This is a genomic window from Pseudomonas putida (assembly GCA_041071465.1).
GTDB classification, from domain to species: Bacteria; Pseudomonadota; Gammaproteobacteria; order Pseudomonadales; family Pseudomonadaceae; genus Aquipseudomonas; species Aquipseudomonas putida_P.
In genome coordinates this window covers 2558793-2578563 of record CP163498.1, presented here as the reverse complement: position 1 = coordinate 2578563, position 19771 = coordinate 2558793, and the positions used below count along the sequence as shown (strand labels likewise).

16 protein-coding genes and 1 pseudogene are annotated in these 19771 nt (G+C 61.3%); 8 read left to right on the top strand and 9 right to left on the bottom strand.

From position 1 onward, the window contains the following. Positions 1-11: 11 nt before the first annotated feature. The 4 genes from aceF to AB5975_11885 all read left to right on the top strand — a co-directional run bounded on the left by aceF (position 12) and on the right by AB5975_11885 (position 6070). Positions 12-1649, top strand: a complete 1638-nt coding sequence (aceF, locus tag AB5975_11900; protein ID XDR22445.1) for a dihydrolipoyllysine-residue acetyltransferase — start codon at positions 12-14, stop codon at positions 1647-1649. A 271-nt stretch (positions 1650-1920) separates the two neighbouring features. Then, positions 1921-4611 (top strand): putative bifunctional diguanylate cyclase/phosphodiesterase, encoded by a 2691-nt coding sequence (locus AB5975_11895; GenBank protein XDR22444.1) that lies wholly within the window; start codon positions 1921-1923, stop codon positions 4609-4611. A 163-nt stretch (positions 4612-4774) separates the two neighbouring features. Beyond that, positions 4775-5443 carry a peptide-methionine (S)-S-oxide reductase MsrA gene (gene msrA, locus AB5975_11890; GenBank protein XDR22443.1) on the top strand — a complete coding sequence of 223 codons (669 nt, stop codon included), beginning with the start codon at positions 4775-4777 and terminating at the stop codon, positions 5441-5443. A gap of 3 nt (positions 5444-5446) precedes the next feature. Beyond that, positions 5447-6070, top strand: coding sequence for a glutathione S-transferase (locus tag AB5975_11885; GenBank protein ID XDR22442.1), 624 nt, complete (start codon positions 5447-5449; stop codon positions 6068-6070). A gap of 166 nt (positions 6071-6236) precedes the next feature. Here AB5975_11885 and creD read toward each other — a convergent pair whose 3' ends face one another. The 4 genes from creD to AB5975_11865 form a co-directional block, all read right to left on the bottom strand. Then, positions 6237-7565 (bottom strand): cell envelope integrity protein CreD, encoded by a 1329-nt coding sequence (gene creD, locus AB5975_11880; protein XDR22441.1) that lies wholly within the window; start codon positions 7563-7565, stop codon positions 6237-6239. A 165-nt stretch (positions 7566-7730) separates the two neighbouring features. Beyond that, complete coding sequence (gene creC / locus AB5975_11875) at positions 7731-9167, bottom strand: two-component system sensor histidine kinase CreC (GenBank protein ID XDR22440.1); 1437 nt, start codon at positions 9165-9167, stop codon at positions 7731-7733. Beyond that, positions 9167-9847, bottom strand: a complete 681-nt coding sequence (gene creB, locus AB5975_11870; protein XDR22439.1) for a two-component system response regulator CreB — start codon at positions 9845-9847, stop codon at positions 9167-9169. The genes creC and creB overlap by 1 nt, the downstream gene beginning before the upstream one ends. 181 nt (positions 9848-10028) lie before the next feature. After that, positions 10029-10529, bottom strand: coding sequence for an ATP-dependent zinc protease (locus tag AB5975_11865; protein ID XDR22438.1), 501 nt, complete (start codon positions 10527-10529; stop codon positions 10029-10031). Positions 10530-10711: 182 nt separating this feature from the next. On the opposite strand from AB5975_11865, the gene AB5975_11860 reads away from it, so the two are divergent. Then, positions 10712-11599, top strand: coding sequence for an acyltransferase (locus AB5975_11860; GenBank protein XDR22437.1), 888 nt, complete (start codon positions 10712-10714; stop codon positions 11597-11599). Positions 11600-11842: 243 nt separating this feature from the next. Further along, entirely contained in the window at positions 11843-13216 is a 1374-nt protein-coding gene (locus AB5975_11855) for an APC family permease (GenBank protein ID XDR22436.1), read from the top strand. 234 nt (positions 13217-13450) lie between these two features. Here the strand turns inward: AB5975_11855 and AB5975_11850 are convergent, their stop codons facing one another. Next, on the bottom strand, positions 13451-14032 hold the full coding sequence (locus AB5975_11850) for a DUF2780 domain-containing protein (protein ID XDR22435.1): 582 nt from the start codon (positions 14030-14032) through the stop codon (positions 13451-13453). A 200-nt stretch (positions 14033-14232) separates the two neighbouring features. Here AB5975_11850 and AB5975_11845 point away from each other — a divergent pair, with 200 nt between their 5' ends. Then, the gene (locus AB5975_11845) at positions 14233-15183 is read left to right on the top strand and encodes an RHS repeat-associated core domain-containing protein (GenBank protein XDR22434.1); all 951 of its coding nucleotides are present in this window, start codon (positions 14233-14235) and stop codon (positions 15181-15183) included. Positions 15184-15339: 156 nt separating this feature from the next. Here AB5975_11845 and AB5975_11840 read toward each other — a convergent pair. Then, positions 15340-15589 (bottom strand): annotated as a pseudogene (locus AB5975_11840) (formaldehyde dehydrogenase, glutathione-independent). A gap of 106 nt (positions 15590-15695) precedes the next feature. Here AB5975_11840 and AB5975_11835 point away from each other — a divergent pair. Continuing rightward, positions 15696-16640: an RHS repeat-associated core domain-containing protein gene (locus AB5975_11835; protein ID XDR22433.1), complete on the top strand. Its 945-nt coding sequence runs from the start codon at positions 15696-15698 to the stop codon at positions 16638-16640. A 42-nt stretch (positions 16641-16682) separates the two neighbouring features. On the opposite strand, the gene fdhA is transcribed toward AB5975_11835, so the two are convergent. From fdhA to AB5975_11820, 3 genes are all read right to left on the bottom strand, one after another. Further along, on the bottom strand, positions 16683-17882 hold the full coding sequence (gene fdhA, locus AB5975_11830; GenBank protein XDR22432.1) for a formaldehyde dehydrogenase, glutathione-independent: 1200 nt from the start codon (positions 17880-17882) through the stop codon (positions 16683-16685). A 274-nt stretch (positions 17883-18156) separates the two neighbouring features. Next, positions 18157-19014 carry a formyltetrahydrofolate deformylase gene (gene purU, locus AB5975_11825; protein ID XDR22431.1) on the bottom strand — a complete coding sequence of 286 codons (858 nt, stop codon included), beginning with the start codon at positions 19012-19014 and terminating at the stop codon, positions 18157-18159. A 12-nt stretch (positions 19015-19026) separates the two neighbouring features. Then, positions 19027-19659: a sarcosine oxidase subunit gamma gene (locus AB5975_11820; protein XDR22430.1), complete on the bottom strand. Its 633-nt coding sequence runs from the start codon at positions 19657-19659 to the stop codon at positions 19027-19029. Positions 19660-19771 lie beyond the last annotated feature (112 nt).

The following is a 19771-nucleotide window of genomic DNA, read 5'->3' as shown; positions in this document are numbered from 1 at the left end:
AGTATTTTTAAGTGAGCGAACTCATTCGCGTACCTGACATCGGCAGCGGTGAAGGTGAAATCATCGAGCTGTTCGTCAAAGTCGGTGACCGTATCGAGGCTGACCAGAGCCTGCTGACCCTGGAGTCCGACAAGGCCTCAATGGAAATCCCGGCCCCCAAGGCCGGCGTCATCAAGGAACTGAAGGTCAAGCTGGGCGATCGCCTGAAAGAAGGCGACGAGCTGCTGGTTCTGGAAGCCGAGGGCGCCGCTGCTGCGGCCCCTGAGGCTCCGGCCGCTGCCGCTGCGCCGGCTGCTGCTCCAGCGCCTGCCGCCGAAGCCGCCCCTGCTCCGGCCGCAGCTCCGGCTGCCGCCAGCGTGCAGGACATCCACGTGCCGGACATCGGCTCGTCGGGCAAGGCCAAGATCATCGAAGTGCTGGTCAAGGTCGGCGACACCGTCGAAGCCGACCAGTCGCTGATTACCCTGGAGTCCGACAAGGCCTCCATGGAAATCCCGTCGCCGGCTGCCGGCGTGGTCGAAGAAGTCCTGTGCAAGCTGGAAGACGAAGTCGGCACTGGCGACCTGATCTTCAAGCTCAAGGTTGCTGGCGCTGCACCTGCTGCCGCTCCGGCACCTGCCGCAGCTGCTGCCCCGGCCAAGGCTGAGGCTGCTCCGGCCGCCGCACCTGCCGCTGCCGCCCCGGCTGCAGCCCCTGCACCGGCTGCTACCGCACCGGCCGCAGGCAGCAACGCCAAGGTTCACGCAGGCCCGGCTGTTCGTCAGCTGGCCCGTGAATTCGGTGTCGACCTGGGCGCAGTCGCGGCCACTGGCCCGCACGGCCGCATCCTGAAAGAAGACGTGCAGGTCTACGTCAAGGCGATGATGCAGAAGGCCAAGGAAGCGCCGGCAGCTGCTGGTGCAACCGGCGGCGCTGGCATCCCGCCGATCCCTGCCGTGGACTTCAGCAAGTTCGGTGAAGTGGAAGAAGTGGCCCTGACCCGCCTGATGCAGGTCGGTGCCGCCAACCTGCACCGCAGCTGGCTGAACGTGCCGCACGTGACCCAGTTCGACTCCGCCGACATCACCGAGCTGGAAGCCTTCCGCGTTGCGCAGAAGGCCGTGGCCGAGAAGGCTGGCGTGAAGCTGACCGTGCTGCCACTGCTGCTCAAGGCCTGCGCCTTCCTGCTCAAGGAACTGCCGGACTTCAACAGCTCGCTGGCGCCAAGCGGCAAGGCCATCATCCGCAAGAAGTACGTGAACATCGGCTTCGCCGTGGACACCCCGGATGGTCTGCTGGTCCCTGTGATCAAGAACGTCGACCAGAAGAGCCTGCTGCAACTGGCCGCCGAAGCCGCGGCGCTGGCTGAAAAAGCCCGCACCAAGAAGCTGTCGGCCGACGAGATGCAAGGCGCTTGCTTCACCATCTCCAGCCTCGGCCACATTGGCGGCACCGGCTTCACGCCGATCGTCAACGCGCCGGAAGTGGCTATCCTGGGCGTCTCCAAGGCGACCATGCAGCCGGTCTGGGATGGCAAGGCGTTCCAGCCGAAGCTGATGCTGCCGCTGTCGCTGTCCTACGATCACCGTGTGATCAACGGCGCTGCCGCTGCGCGCTTCACCAAGCGCCTGGGCGACGTGCTGGGCGATATCCGCACCATGCTGCTGTAAAGCTGCCCACTGCCCCTGCGTGCAGGGGCAGTACCCTTTTCGAGCTGCCACGCTCGTACCTCAACCCCGTCGATTGGCGGGGCTTTTTTTTTCCGCCGATTGGGATCCCCGGACGCCAAAAATCTCAAGGCGAACTAATATTCCCGACCAGACAGCCGATAACCCGTCCACAGCATCGCACATGGCCGCTTGCCAGCCCTCGGGACATGATGCAACCTTGCCAGATCCAACGCCGCCCAAGGGCCGCGTTCCCTCTTCAAGCGAGTCTTCGATGAAAAGCCAACCCGATGCCGCCAGCCGTGTGGCGGCCGAGGTCGTGACGCAGTTACCCGTGCCTTCGCGGCTGGGCATGCTGCGTTTCGAAAGGCTCAACGAAGCCACTTGGGCCATGCTCTACCTGGACCCGGCCTGCGAGCGTCAGTTCGGCCTGCAGGCCGGCGACCTGTGCGCCCTGGTAGACGCCCCGTACGCCAGCCTGATGGAGCCCGAAGCACGCTACCGGCTGCACGACGAGATCCAGCTGCAGCTGGCCCAGCGCGGCTACTACCGCGTGCGCTATACCCTGCACACCCCAAGTGCGTCGATGCGCTTGCTGGAGGCCGGTGAAGCCTACAAGCAGCACAACCGCCAGTTGCTGCGCGGTTACCTGAGCGTGCTCGACGACCAACAGGACGACACCGGCGAACCCGGCGCCAGCGACCTGGAATCACGCAACAACCGCCTGCAACTGGCCCTGCAACTGAACCAGCGCGCCCAGCAAGAGCAACTGGAACACCTGGAGCGTGTGCGTGGCCAGCAGGACCTGATCCTGCGCCTGGCCCGCCAGCGCTACAGCGCCGGCAACTCGCTGCTGGAAGCGGCCCAGCTGATTACCCAGAGTGCCTGCGAAATCTACAAGGTCGACAGCGCCAGTATCTGGCACCTGGAAGACCAGCGCCTGGAACCGATCATCGCCTGGTACCGCGATGCGCAGGAGCATCGCCAGCCCGAAGCCATCGATGCCAGCCGCTTCCCCGACTACCTCGACGCGCTGCACGCCAGCCGCGCCATCGACGCCCACAACGCCGGCCACGACCCACGCACCCGCGCCCTGGCGCAAAGCATGCGCCCGGAAAACAAGGCCATGCTCGACGCCAGTATCCGCGTCGATGGCCAGGTGGTCGGCGTGCTGTGCCTGGAGCAGACCGGCCAGGCACGGGCCTGGCAGTCGGACGAAATTGCCTTTGCCGGCGAGCTGGCCGACCAGTTCGCCCAGGTCATCACCAACCACAACCGCCGCGCTGCCACCAACGCCCTGCACCTGTTCCAACGTGCGGTCGAGCAAAGCGCCAGCGCCTTCCTGCTGGTCAACCGCGACGGCCGGGTGGAGTACGTCAACCCAAGCTTCACCGCCATCACCCAGTACAGCACCGACGAAGTGCAGGGCCGCCAGCTGGCTGAGCTGCCAGCGCTGGAAAACCTCAGCGAACTGCTGTTCGACTCGCCGTCGAGCCTGGCCATGGGCAACAGCTGGCAGGGCGAGTTCAAGAGCCGGCGCAAGAACCTGGAGCCGTACTGGGGGCAGTTGTCGATTTCCAAGGTGTACGGTGACAACCGTGAGCTGACCCACTACATCGGCATCTACGAAGACGTCACCCAGACCAAGCTGGCCCAGCAGCGTATCGAGCGCCTGGCCTACACCGACAACCTGACCAACCTGGGCAACCGCCCGGCGTTCATCCGCAGCCTCGACGAACGCTTTGCCCGTGATGGCGAAAGCGCGATGTGCCTGCTGCTGGTGGACATCGACAACTTCAAGCGGATCAACGACAGCCTTGGCCACCAAACCGGTGACAAGCTGCTGATCAGCTTGGCCCGGCGCCTGCGCAACAGCCTTCACGCCGGTGGCATCCTGGCCCGTTTTGCCAGTAACGAATTCGCCGTGCTGCTCGACAACACCAGCCTGGAAGATGGCCAGGGCGTTGCTCTGCAGTTGCTGCGCACCCTCGACAAGCCGATGTTCGTCGACAACCAGCTGATCAACGTCACCGCCTCGGTAGGCCTGGCCTGTGCACCGTTGCACGGCGTCGACCCGGCCAGCCTGATGAAAAATGCCGGCCTGGCGCTGCACAAGGCCAAGGCCAACGGCAAACACCAGGTGCAGGTGTTCACCGAAGTGCTCAATGCCGAAGCCAGCTACAAGCTGTTCGTCGAGAACAACCTGCGCCGCGCCCTGACCCAGAACGAGCTGGAGGTGTTCTACCAGCCCAAGATCTGCCTGCGCAGCGGCCGCCTGCTGGGGCTGGAAGCCTTGCTGCGCTGGAACCACCCAGAGCGCGGCATGATTCGCCCGGACCAGTTCATCAGCGTGGCGGAAGAGACCGGCCTGATTATTCCCATTGGGAAATGGGTGGTACGCCAGGCGTGCCGCATGAGCCAGCAACTGCGCGAGGCAGGCATGGGCAACCTGCACGTGGCCATCAACCTGTCACCCAAGCAGTTCTCCGACCCGGACCTGGTGGCGTCGATCAGCACCATCCTCAAGGATGAAGCCCTGCCCCCGCACCTGCTTGAGCTGGAGCTGACCGAAGGCCTGCTGCTGGAGGCCAGCGAAGACACCCACCGCCAGCTGGACGAGCTGAAGGCCCTGGGCCTGACCCTGGCCATGGACGACTTCGGGACCGGTTATTCGTCGCTGAGCTACCTGAAGAAGTTTCCGATCGACATCCTCAAGATCGACCGCAGCTTCATCAACGAAATCCCCGACAACCAGGACGACATGGAAATCACCTCGGCGGTGGTGGCCATGGCCCACAACCTGAAGTTGAAGGTGGTGGCCGAAGGGATCGAGACGCCGGAGCAACTGGCGTTCCTGCGTCGGCACCGCTGCGACGTGGGCCAGGGTTACCTGTTCGACCGGCCAATTCCGGGGCGCGAGCTGGCTGAGCGGTTGAAGCGCTATCCGCGTGGCCCGGTGGCCTGACAGCCACGCAAACCTCGGGCACTATAGAGCCCATACGGGCCCTTTCGCGGGTAAACCCGCTCCCACAGGTACGCCACAGTATTCGAAATCTGTGGGTTGCCTGTGGGAGCGGGTTTACCCGAATGCCCCAGCCCCTATCTCAAAGCCATACAGAGGAACGGCCATGGTCCTGCGTTCGGAAATCCTGGTGAACAAAAACGTCATGCCAACTGCGGAACAGGCCCTGCCTGGCCGCGAAACGCCAATGAGCCTGCCCGAGTTCCACTACGTGTTCGAAGGCACCCCACTGCTCGGTCCATTCTTCGAAGGCGCCATCGACTTCGCCATCTTCGGCCTGGGTTGCTTCTGGGGCGCCGAGCGCCGCTTCTGGCAGCGTGAAGGCGTGGTCAGCACGGTGGTCGGTTACGCCGGCGGCTTCACCCCACACCCCACCTACGAAGAGGTCTGCTCAGGCCTGACCGGCCACACCGAAGTGGTGCTGGTGGTGTTCGACAAGGACAAAGTCAGCTACCGCGAGCTACTGGCAATGTTCTGGGAGCTGCACAACCCGACCCAGGGCATGCGCCAGGGTAACGACGTCGGCACCCAGTACCGCTCGGCCATCTACTGCACCAGCCCAGAACAGCTGGAACAGGCCAAAGCCAGCCGCGACGCGTTCCAGGCCGAGCTGAGCAAGGCCGGCTTCGGCGAGATCACCACCGAAATCGACCAGGCACCCACCGTGTACTTCGCCGAGGCCTACCACCAGCAGTACCTGGCCAAGAACCCGCAGGGCTACTGCGGCATTGGCGGCACCGGCGTTTGCCTGCCACCCAGCCTGCAGGGCAACTGAACAATGGCCACGATGACACTGTTCCACTCGCCGTTGTCGCCCTTCGTGCGCAAGGTCATGGTGGTATTGCACGAAACCGGCCAGCTCGAGCGCGTGCAGCTGCAGCCGGTGAACATCAGCCCGGTGAGCGGCGACCCGCAGCTCAACCAGGACAACCCGATCGGCAAAATCCCAGCCCTGCGCCTGGACGATGGCACTGTGCTGCATGACAGCCGGGTGATCTGCGAGTACCTCGACCTGCAACACGTCGGCCTGCCGCTGCTGCCGCGTGAGGGTTCGGCGCGTTGGCGGCGCATGACGCTGGTATCGCAGGCCGATGCAATCATGGATGCGGCGGTGTCGTCGCGCTATGAAAGCTTCCTGCGGCCCGAGGAAAAACGCTGGGACGGCTGGCTGCAGGCGCAGGGCGACAAGATCCGCCGTAGCCTGGCTAACCTTGAGCAGGAGCATTTGCCCGAGCTGATGTCCGGTTTCGACCTGGCGGCGATTGGCGTGGCCTGTGCGCTGGGGTATCTGGACTTGCGTCAGCCCGAGTTTGGCTGGCGTGAGCGCCAACCTGGGTTGGCTGCGTGGTATGCCGAAGTGGCCAAGCGGCCGTCGATGGTCGCCACATCCCCAGTGGCCTGAAGGGCCTCTTCGCGGGTAAACCCGCTCCCACAGGGTACAGCGCCAATTTCAAATTGTGCGGCATACCTGTAGGAGCGGGTTTACCCGCGAATGCCTCACTTCGGTATCACAGGAAACAGCTGCCCAATCCTGAAGGCCAACCACCGCCCGATTTCTCTGTCCTCCCTCATGCCGCTCTCCCCACCCGCGCCCAGTCCAGCCGCCGGGTCAGCACCATGAACACCCCCAGCAAGCCAAAGCACAGCAGCGACCCCATCAGCAGCGCATAATCTTCGGCACTCAACAGCCCGTAAAGCAGCGCGTACAGCGCCGCCAACCCTGCCGCAAACCCCACCCCTCGCCCCAGGCTGCGCAACACATGGCTGAGGTAGAAGCCGATCAACAGCACACACGCCGAAGCCGACAGCCCATACGCCAGGCCAAAGCCGATGTGCTCGGACAACGACAGCAACAACAGGTAGAAGAACGCCAGCGCCACACCCACCAGGATGTACTGCACCGGGTGCACACTCAGGTTTTTCAGCACCTCGAACAGGAAGAAGCCGGCAAAGGTCAGCGCGATGAATAACAACGCGTATTTGATCGCCCGCTCGCTTTTCAGGTACTGGTCCACCGGGTCGATAAAGCTCACGCCAAAGCTGCGCTCGTTGAAGTCTTCGCACTGGCCGGCGGTGGCGCATTGGCGCAGGGCATCTTCAAGGTTGGTGGCGAAGAACGACGTCTGCCAGTGAGCGCTGAAGCCCTGGGCATCGATGTCGCGGCGGTTGGGCAGATAGCTGCCGACGAAGCTCGGGTGCGGCCAGTTTGCACGCATGGCCACGCTGCTGGTGCGGCCCACCGGCACGACGTGCAACTGCCCGGTGCCTTGTAATGCAAGGTCGAAGCCGTAGCTGAATTCCCGTGCTTGCAGGCCATCCAGCATCGGCAGGCTGGCATGCACGCCACCGCGCATCCAGTCGAGCTGGGTGCCGGCCTCGAACGGCAGCCTCTGCTCGTCGATGCTCAGTTCCAGGCCATTCTCGATGCCGCGGATATCGCTGATGCCCACCACCAGGAAAGGTTTGTCGAAGCGGTAGTCGTCGAAGTCCTTGTCGATGCCCCAACTCTCCGGGAGCTTGAAGCGGCCACTGATACGCCCCTTGGCATGGAACAGCCGCGCCTGGTAGATACCGCGGGCACGCAGTTCGGTGTCCACACCCAGGTCGGCGTCGAAGGTTTCCGGCAGAAAGTACAAGTGGCCGGCAATGGTGCTGGTTTCCTGGGTGCGTTCGCCGTCCTTCTCGATCCAACGGCGCTGGTACTTGCGATAAGGCACCACCAGCAGCGGGCCACTGAGTTGCTGGTCGAAGCTGGCACTCTGGGCGATGTCGCGCAGTACGTTGTCGCGCAGGGCCTGGCGTTCATCGATCAGGCCGTTGATCAGCAACAGCGGAATGAGCAGCAGCAAGATGAGCACGGCGATCATGCCGAGCTTGTAACCGAGGGTCTTGTTCATGGGGCCTCCTGTGGCAGTGGGCGCAGTGTCTGCGCCTTGCGTGGAGGCCTTGGGGAGCTTGTGTGGAGATTGTGTGTTTTTGGGTCCGCGCATTATTCGAAGTTTGCGCGGTCCCTGTAGGAGCGGCCTTGCGTCGCGATGGGCTGCGCAGCAGCCCCGGCTATCTCAACTAATACGCCGCACCGGCAACCACAACCGCACCCGCACCCCGCCATCAACGTTATCCACCGCCAACGCTCCGCCATGCAGTTGCATCACCTCGGCCACGAAATTCAGCCCCAGCCCGGTGCTCTTGCGCCCGCTCCCCGGCCGCGGCAGCGAGTAGAACCGCTCGCTGACCCGCCCAATGGCATACGCCGGTATCGCGTGCCCCTGGTTGAACAGGCTCAATGCGACCCGCTCACCATCGCGCTCCAGGTCGAACAGCAGCGCGCCACCTTCGGGGGTGAAATCCAGCGCGTTGTCGAGCAGGTTGGCCAGCGCCTGGCGCATCAGGAACGGATCGCACAGCAAACGCAACCCGGCAGGCACACGCTGGCGCACGTGCAGGTTGGCACCTTCGATTCGCGCCGCATGGGCCAGCAGCAATTCATCGACAAGCGCCGCCAGCGCCACCTGCTGTTCATCCTCCAGCGCCTGCATCTGCTCGACCCTGGCCAAGTTGAGCAGGCGCTCGATCATCTGCTGCAAGCGTTCGCTTTCGCGCTCGATATTGCCGGCAAAGCGTGCCCGTTGCTCGGCAGGCATATCGTCGCCCTGCAACAGCTCGGAAGCCCCCCGAATGGCCGCCAGCGGGCTTTTCAGCTCGTGGGTCAGGGTGTGTACGTAGCGCTCGACATAGGCCTTGCCCTCCAGCTGGGTGCGCATGCGTTCCACCGCCTGTGCCAGGTGCGCCAGCTCGCCCCCCTTGTAGTGCGGCAATGCGGCCCGTTCACCCTCGCTGACCGCCTGGGCATAACGCGCCAGCCGCCGCAGCGAACGCGCCAGCCACCACGACAGCGCAGCGCCGATCAGCAAGCCCAGGCCGATCAGCCCCAAGCCCAACGTAAGCAAGCGCCGCTCGGATCGGTCGATGTACGGTTGCAGCGAGCTATTGGGTTTGGCCACCGTGACAACGCCGATGATCCTGCCGTCGTCGATGATCGGTGCGCCAACGTGCATCACCGAGGTGCTTTCATCACTGGGGTCGCTGCGGGTGGAGCGGGCGCCGTACTGGCCACGCAAGGTCAGCAACACGTCATTCCACTGCGAGTAGTCCTTGCCCAATGCCTCACCGCTGGAGTCCAGCAACACGATGCCCTTGGCGTCAGTGACGTAGATGCGGTGGCTGACCTGGTTTTTGGCCAGGCCCCAAATCTGCGCACCCGGGCTGCGCGAGCCGTAGGCTTTGAGCACCTCGGGCAGACGCCCCTGGTTCAGGGTGCCGGCCTTGACGTCATCACGCAGGATCTCCGCCAGCAGGTTGGCGGTGTCTACCAGGGTTTCTTCGGAAGACTGACGCACGACCGGGCGTATCTGTTCGCGTACGGTGTTGAGCAAGAAATAGCCCGCCAACCCCACGAACAGGAAGTACACCAGGAAGATCCGGATGCCCAGGCGCATCAGGCATGTTCCGGGCTGTAGCTGTAGCCGAGGCCACGGTGGGTCTGGATTGGCTCGCCGCCACTGGCCACCTGGCGCAGCTTGGCGCGCAGGCTCTTGATATGGCTGTCGATGGTGCGCTCGTAGCCCACGTCGCTGGCCACGCCCAGGGCATCGAGCAGTTGTTCGCGGCTGAATACGCGCTGTGGTTGCTCCAACAGGCATTGCAGCAGTCGGAATTCGTGGCGCGTCAGTGTGAGGGGCTGGCTGCGGTAGGTGATCTGCATGCGCAGGGTGTCGAGCTGGAACAGCGCGGCATCGGTCGCGGGCTCGGCCCTGGGGGCCATGCGCTTGAGAATCGCCCGCACCCGTGCGGCCACTTCACGCGGGCTGAAGGGTTTGACCACATAGTCGTCGGCACCGATTTCCAGGCCTACCACCCGGTCGATCTCGCCGTCGCGGGCGCTGAGGAACATCACCGGCACTTCGCTGAAGCGGCGCAATTGGCGGCAGGTTTCAAAGCCACTGATGTCGGGCAGGCCGATGTCGAGGATGATCAGGTCGGCCGGGCGCTGGCGTTGCTGGTCGAGGGCGGCACTACCGAGGGTCACCCATTCGGTGCTGTGGCCATCGGCCTGCAGGGCGTAGAGCAGGGTGTCGGCGATGGCGGCTTCGTCTTCGACAATGAGGATATGGGGCATAGTGCGCGGCCTGTGTAAATGTCGATGGCGACGCACTATTGTGTAGGAGCGGCCTTGTGTCGCGAAAAGGGCCGCAGAGCGGCCCCGGCAATATCTGCATCAACGCTTGGATCGTGGGGCCGCTTTGCGGCCCTATCGCGACACAAGGCCGCTCCTACAAGGGGACCGGTCTGGCTTCAGGTCAGCAGTCAGGCTTGCCAGCGGTGAATTTCTTGGCCGGGTTGACTGCGGCCTTGAACTCGCGCAATGCCTTGGAACCCACCAGCAGCGGGTAGTTGAAGCTGCTGCGATCCACCAGGTTCACTTCCACGGTGCGCTTCACATCACCCAGACACAGCTCCAGGTCGACCACCGGGCGCTTGGAGATTTCCGGCGCATCGCCCTCCTCCTCTTCATCGGCACGGCCCTTGATCTTGCTGATGCGCGAGACCTTGTGCTCGTACACCTTGCCGTCCGAGTCCTTGGTCGCCAGGCGGAAGCGCACCCACTCCTCGCCATCGCGGTTGAACAGTTCGATATCCTTGGCCGACAACGAGGCGGTGAACGCACCGGTGTCCATCTTGGCTTTCAGGGTTTCGCCAAGCTCAGGCAGGGCGATGTTCTCGTAACGGCCGTAGATCGTGGGCTCGGCAGCCATTACCGGCATGGCCAACAATGACAACAGAGCAAGCAGAGGTTTCACAGGCAGGCTTCCTTGAGAAGGGTCAGTGCTTAGACTGCAATGGCTGAATAGGTTCGCTGTGACAAGCCTAACCAACATAATGTGAAACATTTGTCCCTGCCGACGGGCATTGGACATTTGGCGTAGGCCATTGCGCTGCTTATCATTGCCAATCGTTCATCTCCCACAACAAGAGTTTCTTTATGCGTCGCCTGCTGACCGGCATTCTCACAACCACCCTGCTGCTGCTCAATACTGTGGTGTTGATCTGCCCGCTGCTGGTCTTCGCCCTGCTCAAACTGGTGTTGCCGGGCCGTGGGCGTGATTACGCATCATGGGCGGTGATGTGGGTGGCGGAAACCTGGTCGGAGATCGACAAGGCCATCTTCGCCCTGTGCATCCCGACCCAGTGGGACATTCGCGGCGTCGAGAACCTGCGCAAGGACACCTCGTACCTGGCCGTGAGCAACCACCAGACCTGGGTCGATATCCCCGCGCTGATCGAAAGCCTCAACCGCCGCACACCGTTCTTCAAGTTCTTCCTGAAAAAAGAGCTGATCTGGGTCCCGCTGCTGGGTCTGGCCTGGTGGGGGCTGGATTACCCATTCATGAAGCGCTACAGCAAGGCGTTTCTGGAAAAGCACCCCGAGCTCAAGGGCAAGGACCTGGAAATCACCAAGGCGGCCTGCGAGCTGTTCAAGCGCCAGCCAGTGACGGTGGTGAACTATCTGGAAGGCACGCGCTTTACCGAAGCCAAACGCCAGGAACAGCAGTCGCCGTATCGTTACCTGCTCAAGCCCAAGGCCGGTGGCGTGGCGTTCGTGCTGGCGGCACTGGGCGAGCAACTGGATGCCTTGCTGGACGTGACCATCGTCTACCCCGGCAACAAGGCACCGGGGTTCTGGGCGTTGCTCAATGGCAGCATTAGCCGGGTGATTATCGACATTCAGGTGCGCGAACTGGACCCGGCATTGTGGGCGGGTGATTACGAGAATGACCCGGAGTTTCGGCAGACGGTACAGGCTTGGGTGAATCAGCTTTGGGTGGAGAAGGACCAGCGGATTGAGCAACTGCGCCAGGAAATGCGTTGAGATTTTTGTTTTCTGGACCGGCCAATTCGCGGTAAACCCGCTCCCACAGGTACTGCATTGCCTTTGAAAACTGTGCGGTCCCTGTAGGAGCGGGTTTACCCGCGAATTGGCCGGAACAGGCAGTGCAAATATCCAATTAAAACCTTGGCTAATAATCAGCATTAGGATTACTTCTTTGTCACACCCTACCTAAGTGGATAAAAATCGATCAAAGCACAACTACAAAAAAGCTTGGATCGATCAATGGCCAACCCACCCCGCTCCGCCCCCGCCCCCGCCCCCGCCCCCGCCCCCGCCCAGCTTCGCCGTGTCCTCGGCCTGCCCGCCCTGGTATTTTTCGGCCTGGTCTATATGGTCCCACTGACCATCTTCACCACCTACGGCATCGTCACCGAACTCACGGGGGGCCGCACTGCCGGCGCCTACCTGGTCACCCTGGTGGCCATGCTGTTCACCGCCGCGTCCTATAGCTTCATGGTCAAGCGCTTCCCGGTCGCGGGCTCGGCGTACTCCTACACCAACATGGCGTTCGGCCCCAACATCGGCTTCCTCGCCGGTTGGTCGCTGCTGCTCGACTACCTGTTCCTGCCGATGATCAACTACTTGCTGATCGGGCTGTTCCTCAACATCGCCTTCCCCGCAGTGCCCGCCTGGGCCTTCGTGCTCGCCTGCATTGCCCTAGTGACAGTGCTGAACGTGGTCGGCATCAACTCGGTGGCCAAGACCAGCAACCTGATCGTCGGCGCGCAGATCGTGTTCATCGGCGTGTTTGTCGCACTGTCCTGCCAGGCCTTGGCTGGCCAGCCGCTCGACCTGCTGTCGCCGCTGCTGGGTGACGGCAGCAAACCGGGCTTCGGCCACCTGATGGCTGGCGCAGCGGTGTTGTGCTTGTCGTTTTTGGGCTTCGACGCCGTCTCGACCTTGGCCGAAGAATGCCGCGACGCACGCCGCGACGTGCCACGGGCGATCATCCTCACCACCCTGTTTGCCGGTTTGCTGTTCACCGTGCTGGCCTATGTCAGCCAGCTGGTGTTGCCGGGTAGCAGCTTCGCCAATGCCGATGCGGCGGCCAATGAAGTGATGTTCAAGGCGGGCGGGCAGTTCCTTACCAACTTCTTCACTGCCGCTTATGTGGCGGGCAGCCTGGGTTCGGCGCTGGCTTCGCAGGCAGCGGTGTCGCGCATTCTGTTCACCATGGGCCGTGACAACGTGCTGCCACGGCGTAGCTTCGGTTACCTGTCGCCGCGCTTTGGCACGCCGGTGTTCGCCATTGCGTTGGTGTCGGCGTTCTCGCTGCTGGCGCTGGTGATCGACCTGTCCACCCTCGCCTCGCTGATCAGCTTTGGCGCACTGGTGGCGTTCTCGGCGGTGAACCTGGCGGTGGTGAAAACTCATCTGATGGACGACACCAGCCAGCGCAATGCCAAGAACCTGCTGCGCTACGGTGTGGTGCCATTGGTGGGGTTGGGGCTGACCTTGTGGCTGTGGACCAGCCTGTCGGCGCTGACGCTGGTGATTGGCCTGTGCTGGTTTGCGCTAGGCCTTGTGTACCTTGCCGTACTGACCGCAGGCTTCCGCCGCCCGGTGCGCCTGGTGGATTTCACCGAAGCGGCCTGACCTGCCGAGACGACGCAAAACCGCTTTTTCTTGTAGGAGCGGCCTTGTGTCGCGAAAGGGCCGCGCAGCGGCCCCAGGGATTTCCGCTTCACCTCGAAGATTGCCGGGGCCGCTTTGCGGCCCTTTCGCAACACAAGGCCGCTCCCACAGGTACAGCGCCAGGCTTGAAGTCTGCGAAAAACCTGTGGACGCTAACTTGCCGGCGATAGAGCCGCCGCTGGCAACCCAAAAACCTCAGACCGAAGGCTGGGTCAACGGCGCCGGGGTTGTCCATAGGCTACCCAGGTTCTGCAACAACGACCCAGCAATCCCTTGCTGCCCCAGGTACTGCAGAATCAACGGCGCAAACTGCCCGATCATCCCGGTATCCATGCCCAGCGCCTTGAACGCAGTGTCCAGGTCGCTGCGGTTTTCCACGTTGCTGCCCAGCGCATTGCTCAATGCCGACTGGCTTTCGCTGTTCTTGCCCAGCAAATCGCCCAACCCACTCAACCCACCCAGCGCATTGGCCCCGGCCAGCAGGTCCAGCCCCGGCACGGCCTTGGTCAGTTGCCCATAGTCATCGCTGCTCAGATTGTTGCGCGCCAACCCCAGCATTGCACCCGCCCCACCTACGGCCTGTTCGGGGGTGATCTTCAATTCACTGCCCAGGGTGTTGAGCAAATTGGCCTGTGCCTCGGGCGCCTGCACTTGGGCTTGCTGGCTCTGCTTCTGGTTTTGCATGGCCGACACGGCGTTGGCGGCATCGCTGAGGTTGAAGGCGAACACCGGGCTTGCGGCCAGGGTCATCAGGGTTGCCAAGGTGAACGCTTTCATCGGGAGGGACCTCGTTGGCCATGGATGGGATGGGCTGGGAAACGGACTTTTGACCGCAACATTAGTGGTTTGTTCCTGGATCAAGATCGAATACACGCTGGGCTATGAGTGACCTGTCATTTCTGCCAGTAGCAGTTGGCAGACGGCTCCTAAATAATAAAAATTCAAATCAGCCGTGCTTAGAATTTGAGGTAACGATCATGAAGAGAAAACCCTCTACCGCAGCGTTTTTCTATCGAAACCACAATACTGTAACCAAAGTTTCCAGCTCCAGCAGCACAACCATTTTTGGCACTGATTCACGGCCCCTCGGCCAAAAAACTTCTGAAACAAGCGAAGCAAAACTACTGCTTGTCGACGACAAGAACTCCATATACAGCGCGAGCGAAGTGAATAACATAGCCACTCAATACTCCCCATACGGCCATGCAACCAATCTGCCGTTCCTACTTGGTTACAATGGTGAGTTAGCGCAAAATCATGCTTCAATCTATATGCTCGGCAACGGATACCGAGTTTATATACCTCAGTTAATGCGCTTCATTTCGCCAGACGGGAAAAGTCCGTTTGGTCGAGGCGGTGTGAATGCTTATGCCTACTGTTCAAACGACCCGATTAATTACACCGACCCGTCCGGCCAAGCGAGAAACCCACTGCGAACCCCTGTAGCACTCACGCTGACCAAGTCGAGACGTGTCGTGAACGGTAAGCTCTACAGAGTGGAAAATATTCAAGGTAATAAGAGATTCGTACCTGCTCCGGCCTTGAGCGAGTCAGAAAAAATTCACCTAAAAGGTTTCATAGACGAACAAACAGGTGAAATCGATCGGACTCGCGCAAGAATAAATCAAATAAAACACTCACATGGACGCCCGATACAAGAAGCTGAAAATCTTGAAGCCATCATAGATAAAGGCAACGCCTCGCGAAAAACATATACTGACGCGCTTAACTGGACCAAAGATCGCCGCGCTGTAAAAAACACAATAGCTGATATTGAATCTCGCATCTCCGAGGCGCGCACAAAACTTACCGATATAACAACCAAGCACTCAGCCCACCTAGAAAAATATCGTACTTATAACGAACACCACAAACAGCTTACTAGCGACTTAGAAAATGCAAACGCAATACTGCGAGCGAGCTCGTAGTGTGGCAAAGCTCTTGCCGGTTGGGGGCCGAGGCTGGCATCTTCGCAAGCAAGCTCGCGCCTGCAAGAGCGGAATATGCCTGGAGGTTAGTTAAGGCATTGGATCTGTCATGAAAAGGGCCCCTCGATCTGAGGGGCTCTATTTACTCGACGGTTGTTACGCCGCACCCCACATCTTATGCGGATCAATCACAAACTTCTTCGGCACACCCGCATCAAACTCACCATACCCTTCCGGCGCCTGATCCAGGTTGATCACCTGCACGCCCACCACTTCAAGCAATATTGATCCGGCCCCACATGATCGCCTGCATCAGCTGGCAGTTGTACCTCATGGTCAGGGGCTGGCCAGTGTGGAAGCTGTGCGACTTCGCCCAACCCTGGCCAAAGCAGACGCTCAGCGCGCCGCATCCGGCCAACGCCTGATATTTCTGCCAGTATCAAAATCCCTTCGACTGTTCAGAATGGGCATCAAGCAGCCTCCATTTATCCAACACGGCAGAGACTTGAATCATGAGCAAAGCGTCGAACAGTTCGCTTTTCTTCTACCAGGGCGACAAGCTGATCACCGTGAAACAAGTCGATAAGCATCGCGCCATCTTCCGCAATGCGGAACAACCGCTGGCTGAGCAGCAGACGAATGGAGACCGCAGCATTGCATTGCTGGCCACCAACGATAAGGGTTCGGTTCTCAGTGTTGAGAGCGAGGGTGATAAGGAGGACCACCCTTACTCAGCCTATGGGCACGACCCATCTCTGCCCTCGTTAAGGACTACGACTGGCTTCAATGGTGAGGTTTTCGACATTGGTTCGAACTGCTATCTGCTTGGGCTTGGATACCGCGCCTACTCACCACGTCTCGGACGCTTTGTTGCTGCAGATAACTGGAGCCCTTTTGGTCAGGGGGGCCTGAACGCTTACTGCTATTGTGAGGGCGACCCAGTAAACAGCAGCGACCAAAGCGGCCACATGCGTGTTTACCTAGCTAATGGTCAGATAATGAGGACTAGCAAGAATGCAGCGATTTCCGCTGGTTCCTGGTTGAAGCCGTTAGATTTCAACAGAACAGCTCATCGAAAGGCACTTATTGACACAAAATTGCAGATGCCTCGCAGGGTAAAAGCCGACAACTCGGTCACTGAAGGGCGTACCCACATCAGGGTGTTTGAGCTATTCCAAAACCCAGGCAGCAGTACTGAAGTAGCTCACGTCCGGGCAATGGATATGCAGACATTCAAGCGCAATCGCGCGGAGATTGGCGTGTTAACCAGACTGCATGACGAAGGCGACAGAGCCCCAGCCTTGAATTATCTGGCTAGGGCCGCAGCGCTCATGAACGAAAATGAGAAATTGTCCCAGATTGGCGAAGCGCTTTGGCGCAAAGGCATTACGCCAAATTGGCCGACTACCACACTACCTGCTGATGCCAGGCGCGAGATCAGAAAGTCGAACTCTTGATAGTGTAAAAATGCCCTCAAAAGAGGGCATCTTTATTTGGCCTTAAGCCGCGCCCCACATCTTGTGCGGGTCGATCACAAACTTCTTCGGCACACCCGCATCAAACTCGCCATACCCTTCCGGCGCCTGATCCAGGTTGATCACCTGCACACCCACCACCTCAGCAATATTGATCCGATCCCACATGATCGCCTGCATCAGCTGGCGGTTGTACTTCATGGTCGGGGTCTGGCCGGTGTGGAAGCTGTGCGACTTCGCCCAGCCCAGGCCGAAGCGGATGCTCAGTGCGCCGATCTTGGCGGCGGCATCCACCGCACCCGGGTCTTCGGTCACGTACAGGCCTGGAATACCGATGCTGCCGGCAACGCGGGTCACCTGCATCAGCGAGTTCAGTACAGTGGCCGGGGCTTCATGCTTGGCACCTTCGTGACCATGGCCACGGGCTTCGAAGCCAACGGCGTCAACGGCGCAGTCCACTTCTGGCTCACCGAGGATGTCGACGATCTGCTCATGCAGCGGGGTGTCCTTGGACAGGTCGACCACCTCGAAGCCCTGGGACTTGGCGTGGGCCAGGCGGGCAGGGTTCAGGTCGCCCACGATCACGCAGGCAGCGCCCAGCAGGCGGGCCGAGGCAGCGGCGGCCAGGCCGACTGGCCCAGCGCCCGCGACGTAAACGGTGCTGCCTGGGCCTACGCCAGCAGTCACGGCACCGTGGTAGCCGGTTGGCAGGATGTCGGAGAGGCAAGTCAGGTCACGGATCTTTTCCATGGCCTTGTCGCGCTCTGGCAGTTTCAGCAGGTTGAAGTCGGCGTACGGCACCAGCACGTATTCAGCCTGGCCGCCAGTCCAGTCGCCCATGTCGACATAGCCGTAGGCACCACCAGCACGGGCTGGGTTAACGGTGAGGCAAACACCGGTGTGCATCTCTTTGCACGAGCGGCAGCGGCCACAGGCGACGTTGAACGGTACCGATACCAGGTCGCCGATCTGCATGCGCTCGACGTCGCTGCCCTTCTCGACGATTTCACCAGTGATTTCATGGCCCAGAACCAGGCCGACCTGGGCAGTGGTACGGCCACGGACCATGTGCTGGTCGGAGCCGCAGATGTTGGTGGAGACCACCTTGAGGATGACGCCGTGTTCGATCTTCTTGCCGCGCGGGTCCTGCATTTTCGGGTAGTCGATCTTCTGCACTTCGACCTTGCCGGCGCCGAGATATACCACTCCACGATTGCCAGACATGCTCTTACCTCGCTTGATTTTTATTTATGCAGCGGTGGTTGAACGCGCCGCCATCCATGGGCGGCATGTGTTTCTGGAATGCAGGGAATTGTGGGCCTGATGGGGCGAGATGCACTGACTGAAAACGACAGGGGGATGCCTTTTTACGGCAGACCAAAAGCTGGGGCCACTTTGCGGCCCTATCGCGACACAAGGCCGCTCCTACAGGGGAACGCGATCGCCTGTAGGAGCGGCCTTGTGTCGCGACAAGGCTGCGCAGCAGCCCCAGAATTGTTCAGAGAACGACCGTCCGGTTGGCGTTGAGGAACACGCGCCGCTCGATGTGATACCCCACAGCCCGCGCCAAGGTCAGGCACTCGATGTCGCGCCCTTTGGCAATCAGGTCTTCCGGGTAATGGCTGTGGTCCACCACCTCCACGCCCTGGGCAATGATCGGCCCTTCGTCCAGGTCGTTATTGATGTAGTGCGCCGTGGCCCCGACCATCTTCACGCCCTTGTTGTACGCCTGGTGATAAGGCTTGGCACCCTTGAACCCAGGCAACAACGAATGGTGAATGTTGATCGCCCAGCCATCCAGGCGCCGGCACAGCTCGGGCGACAACACCTGCATGTAGCGGGCAAGGATGACCAGCTCGGCGCCGGTCTCCTCGATCACCTGCAGCACTTTGCGCTCTTGCCCAGGCTTGTCCTTGGGGTCGAGGGCAAAGTGGTAATAGGGAATCTTGTGCCACTGGGCCAGGGGTTCGAGGTCGGGGTGGTTGGACACCACCGCGACCACGTCCATGCCCAGCTGGCCGATGCGCTGGCGATACAGCAAGTCGTTCAGGCAGTGGTCGGCCTTGGACACCATGATCACCACCTTGGGGCGGTGGTTCGGGGCGGTCAGCTCGAAAGCCATGCCGAACGCTTCGCTGCGCTCGGCGAGGCCGGCGCGAAAGCCGTCCTCGTCGAAGGCATCAGGGGCACGGAACTCCACGCGAATGAAGAACCGCCCAGACTGCCGGTCATCGAAGGAGTGGTGCTCCGTCACGTAGCAGCGCTGCTCGAAGAGGTAACGCGTCACCACGTCGACGGTGCCGAGCATGCTCGGGCAGTCGGCGGTGAGAATCCAGGTATCCGGTGCCCGACTCATGTTCTGCTCTCCTTAAGCCTCGATGCTCAGGCCGTACTCGGCCGAAGCGTCCTGCAGCCACAGCCACCAGTAGTCGGCGAAGCTGCGGCGAATCACCAGCTCCCAGGTGTCTTCGGCGGTGCGGCGGATCACCAGTTGCGATTTGGCGAACACGGTGCCGACAGCCTTGCCCACCGGGAAGTTGTTCGGGTGAACATCATAGCTGGTGGACTTCATCAGCACTTCGCGCACGTTGGGGCCGCGCAGTTCCAGCAGGCTTTGCCCGCCGCTGACGTTGACTACCTGGATATGCTGGCCGTCAAGGGCCGCGCGCAGCTTTTGCTCGACCGCCAGTTCCTGGCCGCCGGGCACGATCAGCAGCCACTCGTCAGGGCCGACCCATTGCAGCGACATGTCGTTGTTGGCGACCACGGTCAGCGCCACGGGCAGCTCCAGGCCCAGGGCCTTGTGCACGCCGGCGGCGAATTCCGGGTTGTGGCCATCACCGCGAAGGGTGAGGTGGCCGAGGAACTTGCGTTCACGCAGGGTCACGCCTGCGTTCTTGCGGCCTTTGCCAACCAGGCTGGCCAGGTCGGCGTGGTGCAGTGGCGACTGGGCCTTGGCCTCGGCGCCGGGGTTTTGCTGGAAGACGTTGATAGCGCTCATTTCTTACCTGCCTTGAATTCTGTAGGTCGCATGCGGTGCCATGGCGGGTGGTGCATCCTGTGGGAGCGGGTTTACCCGCGAATGCGAGGGTGGATTCACCGCCCTCTTCGCG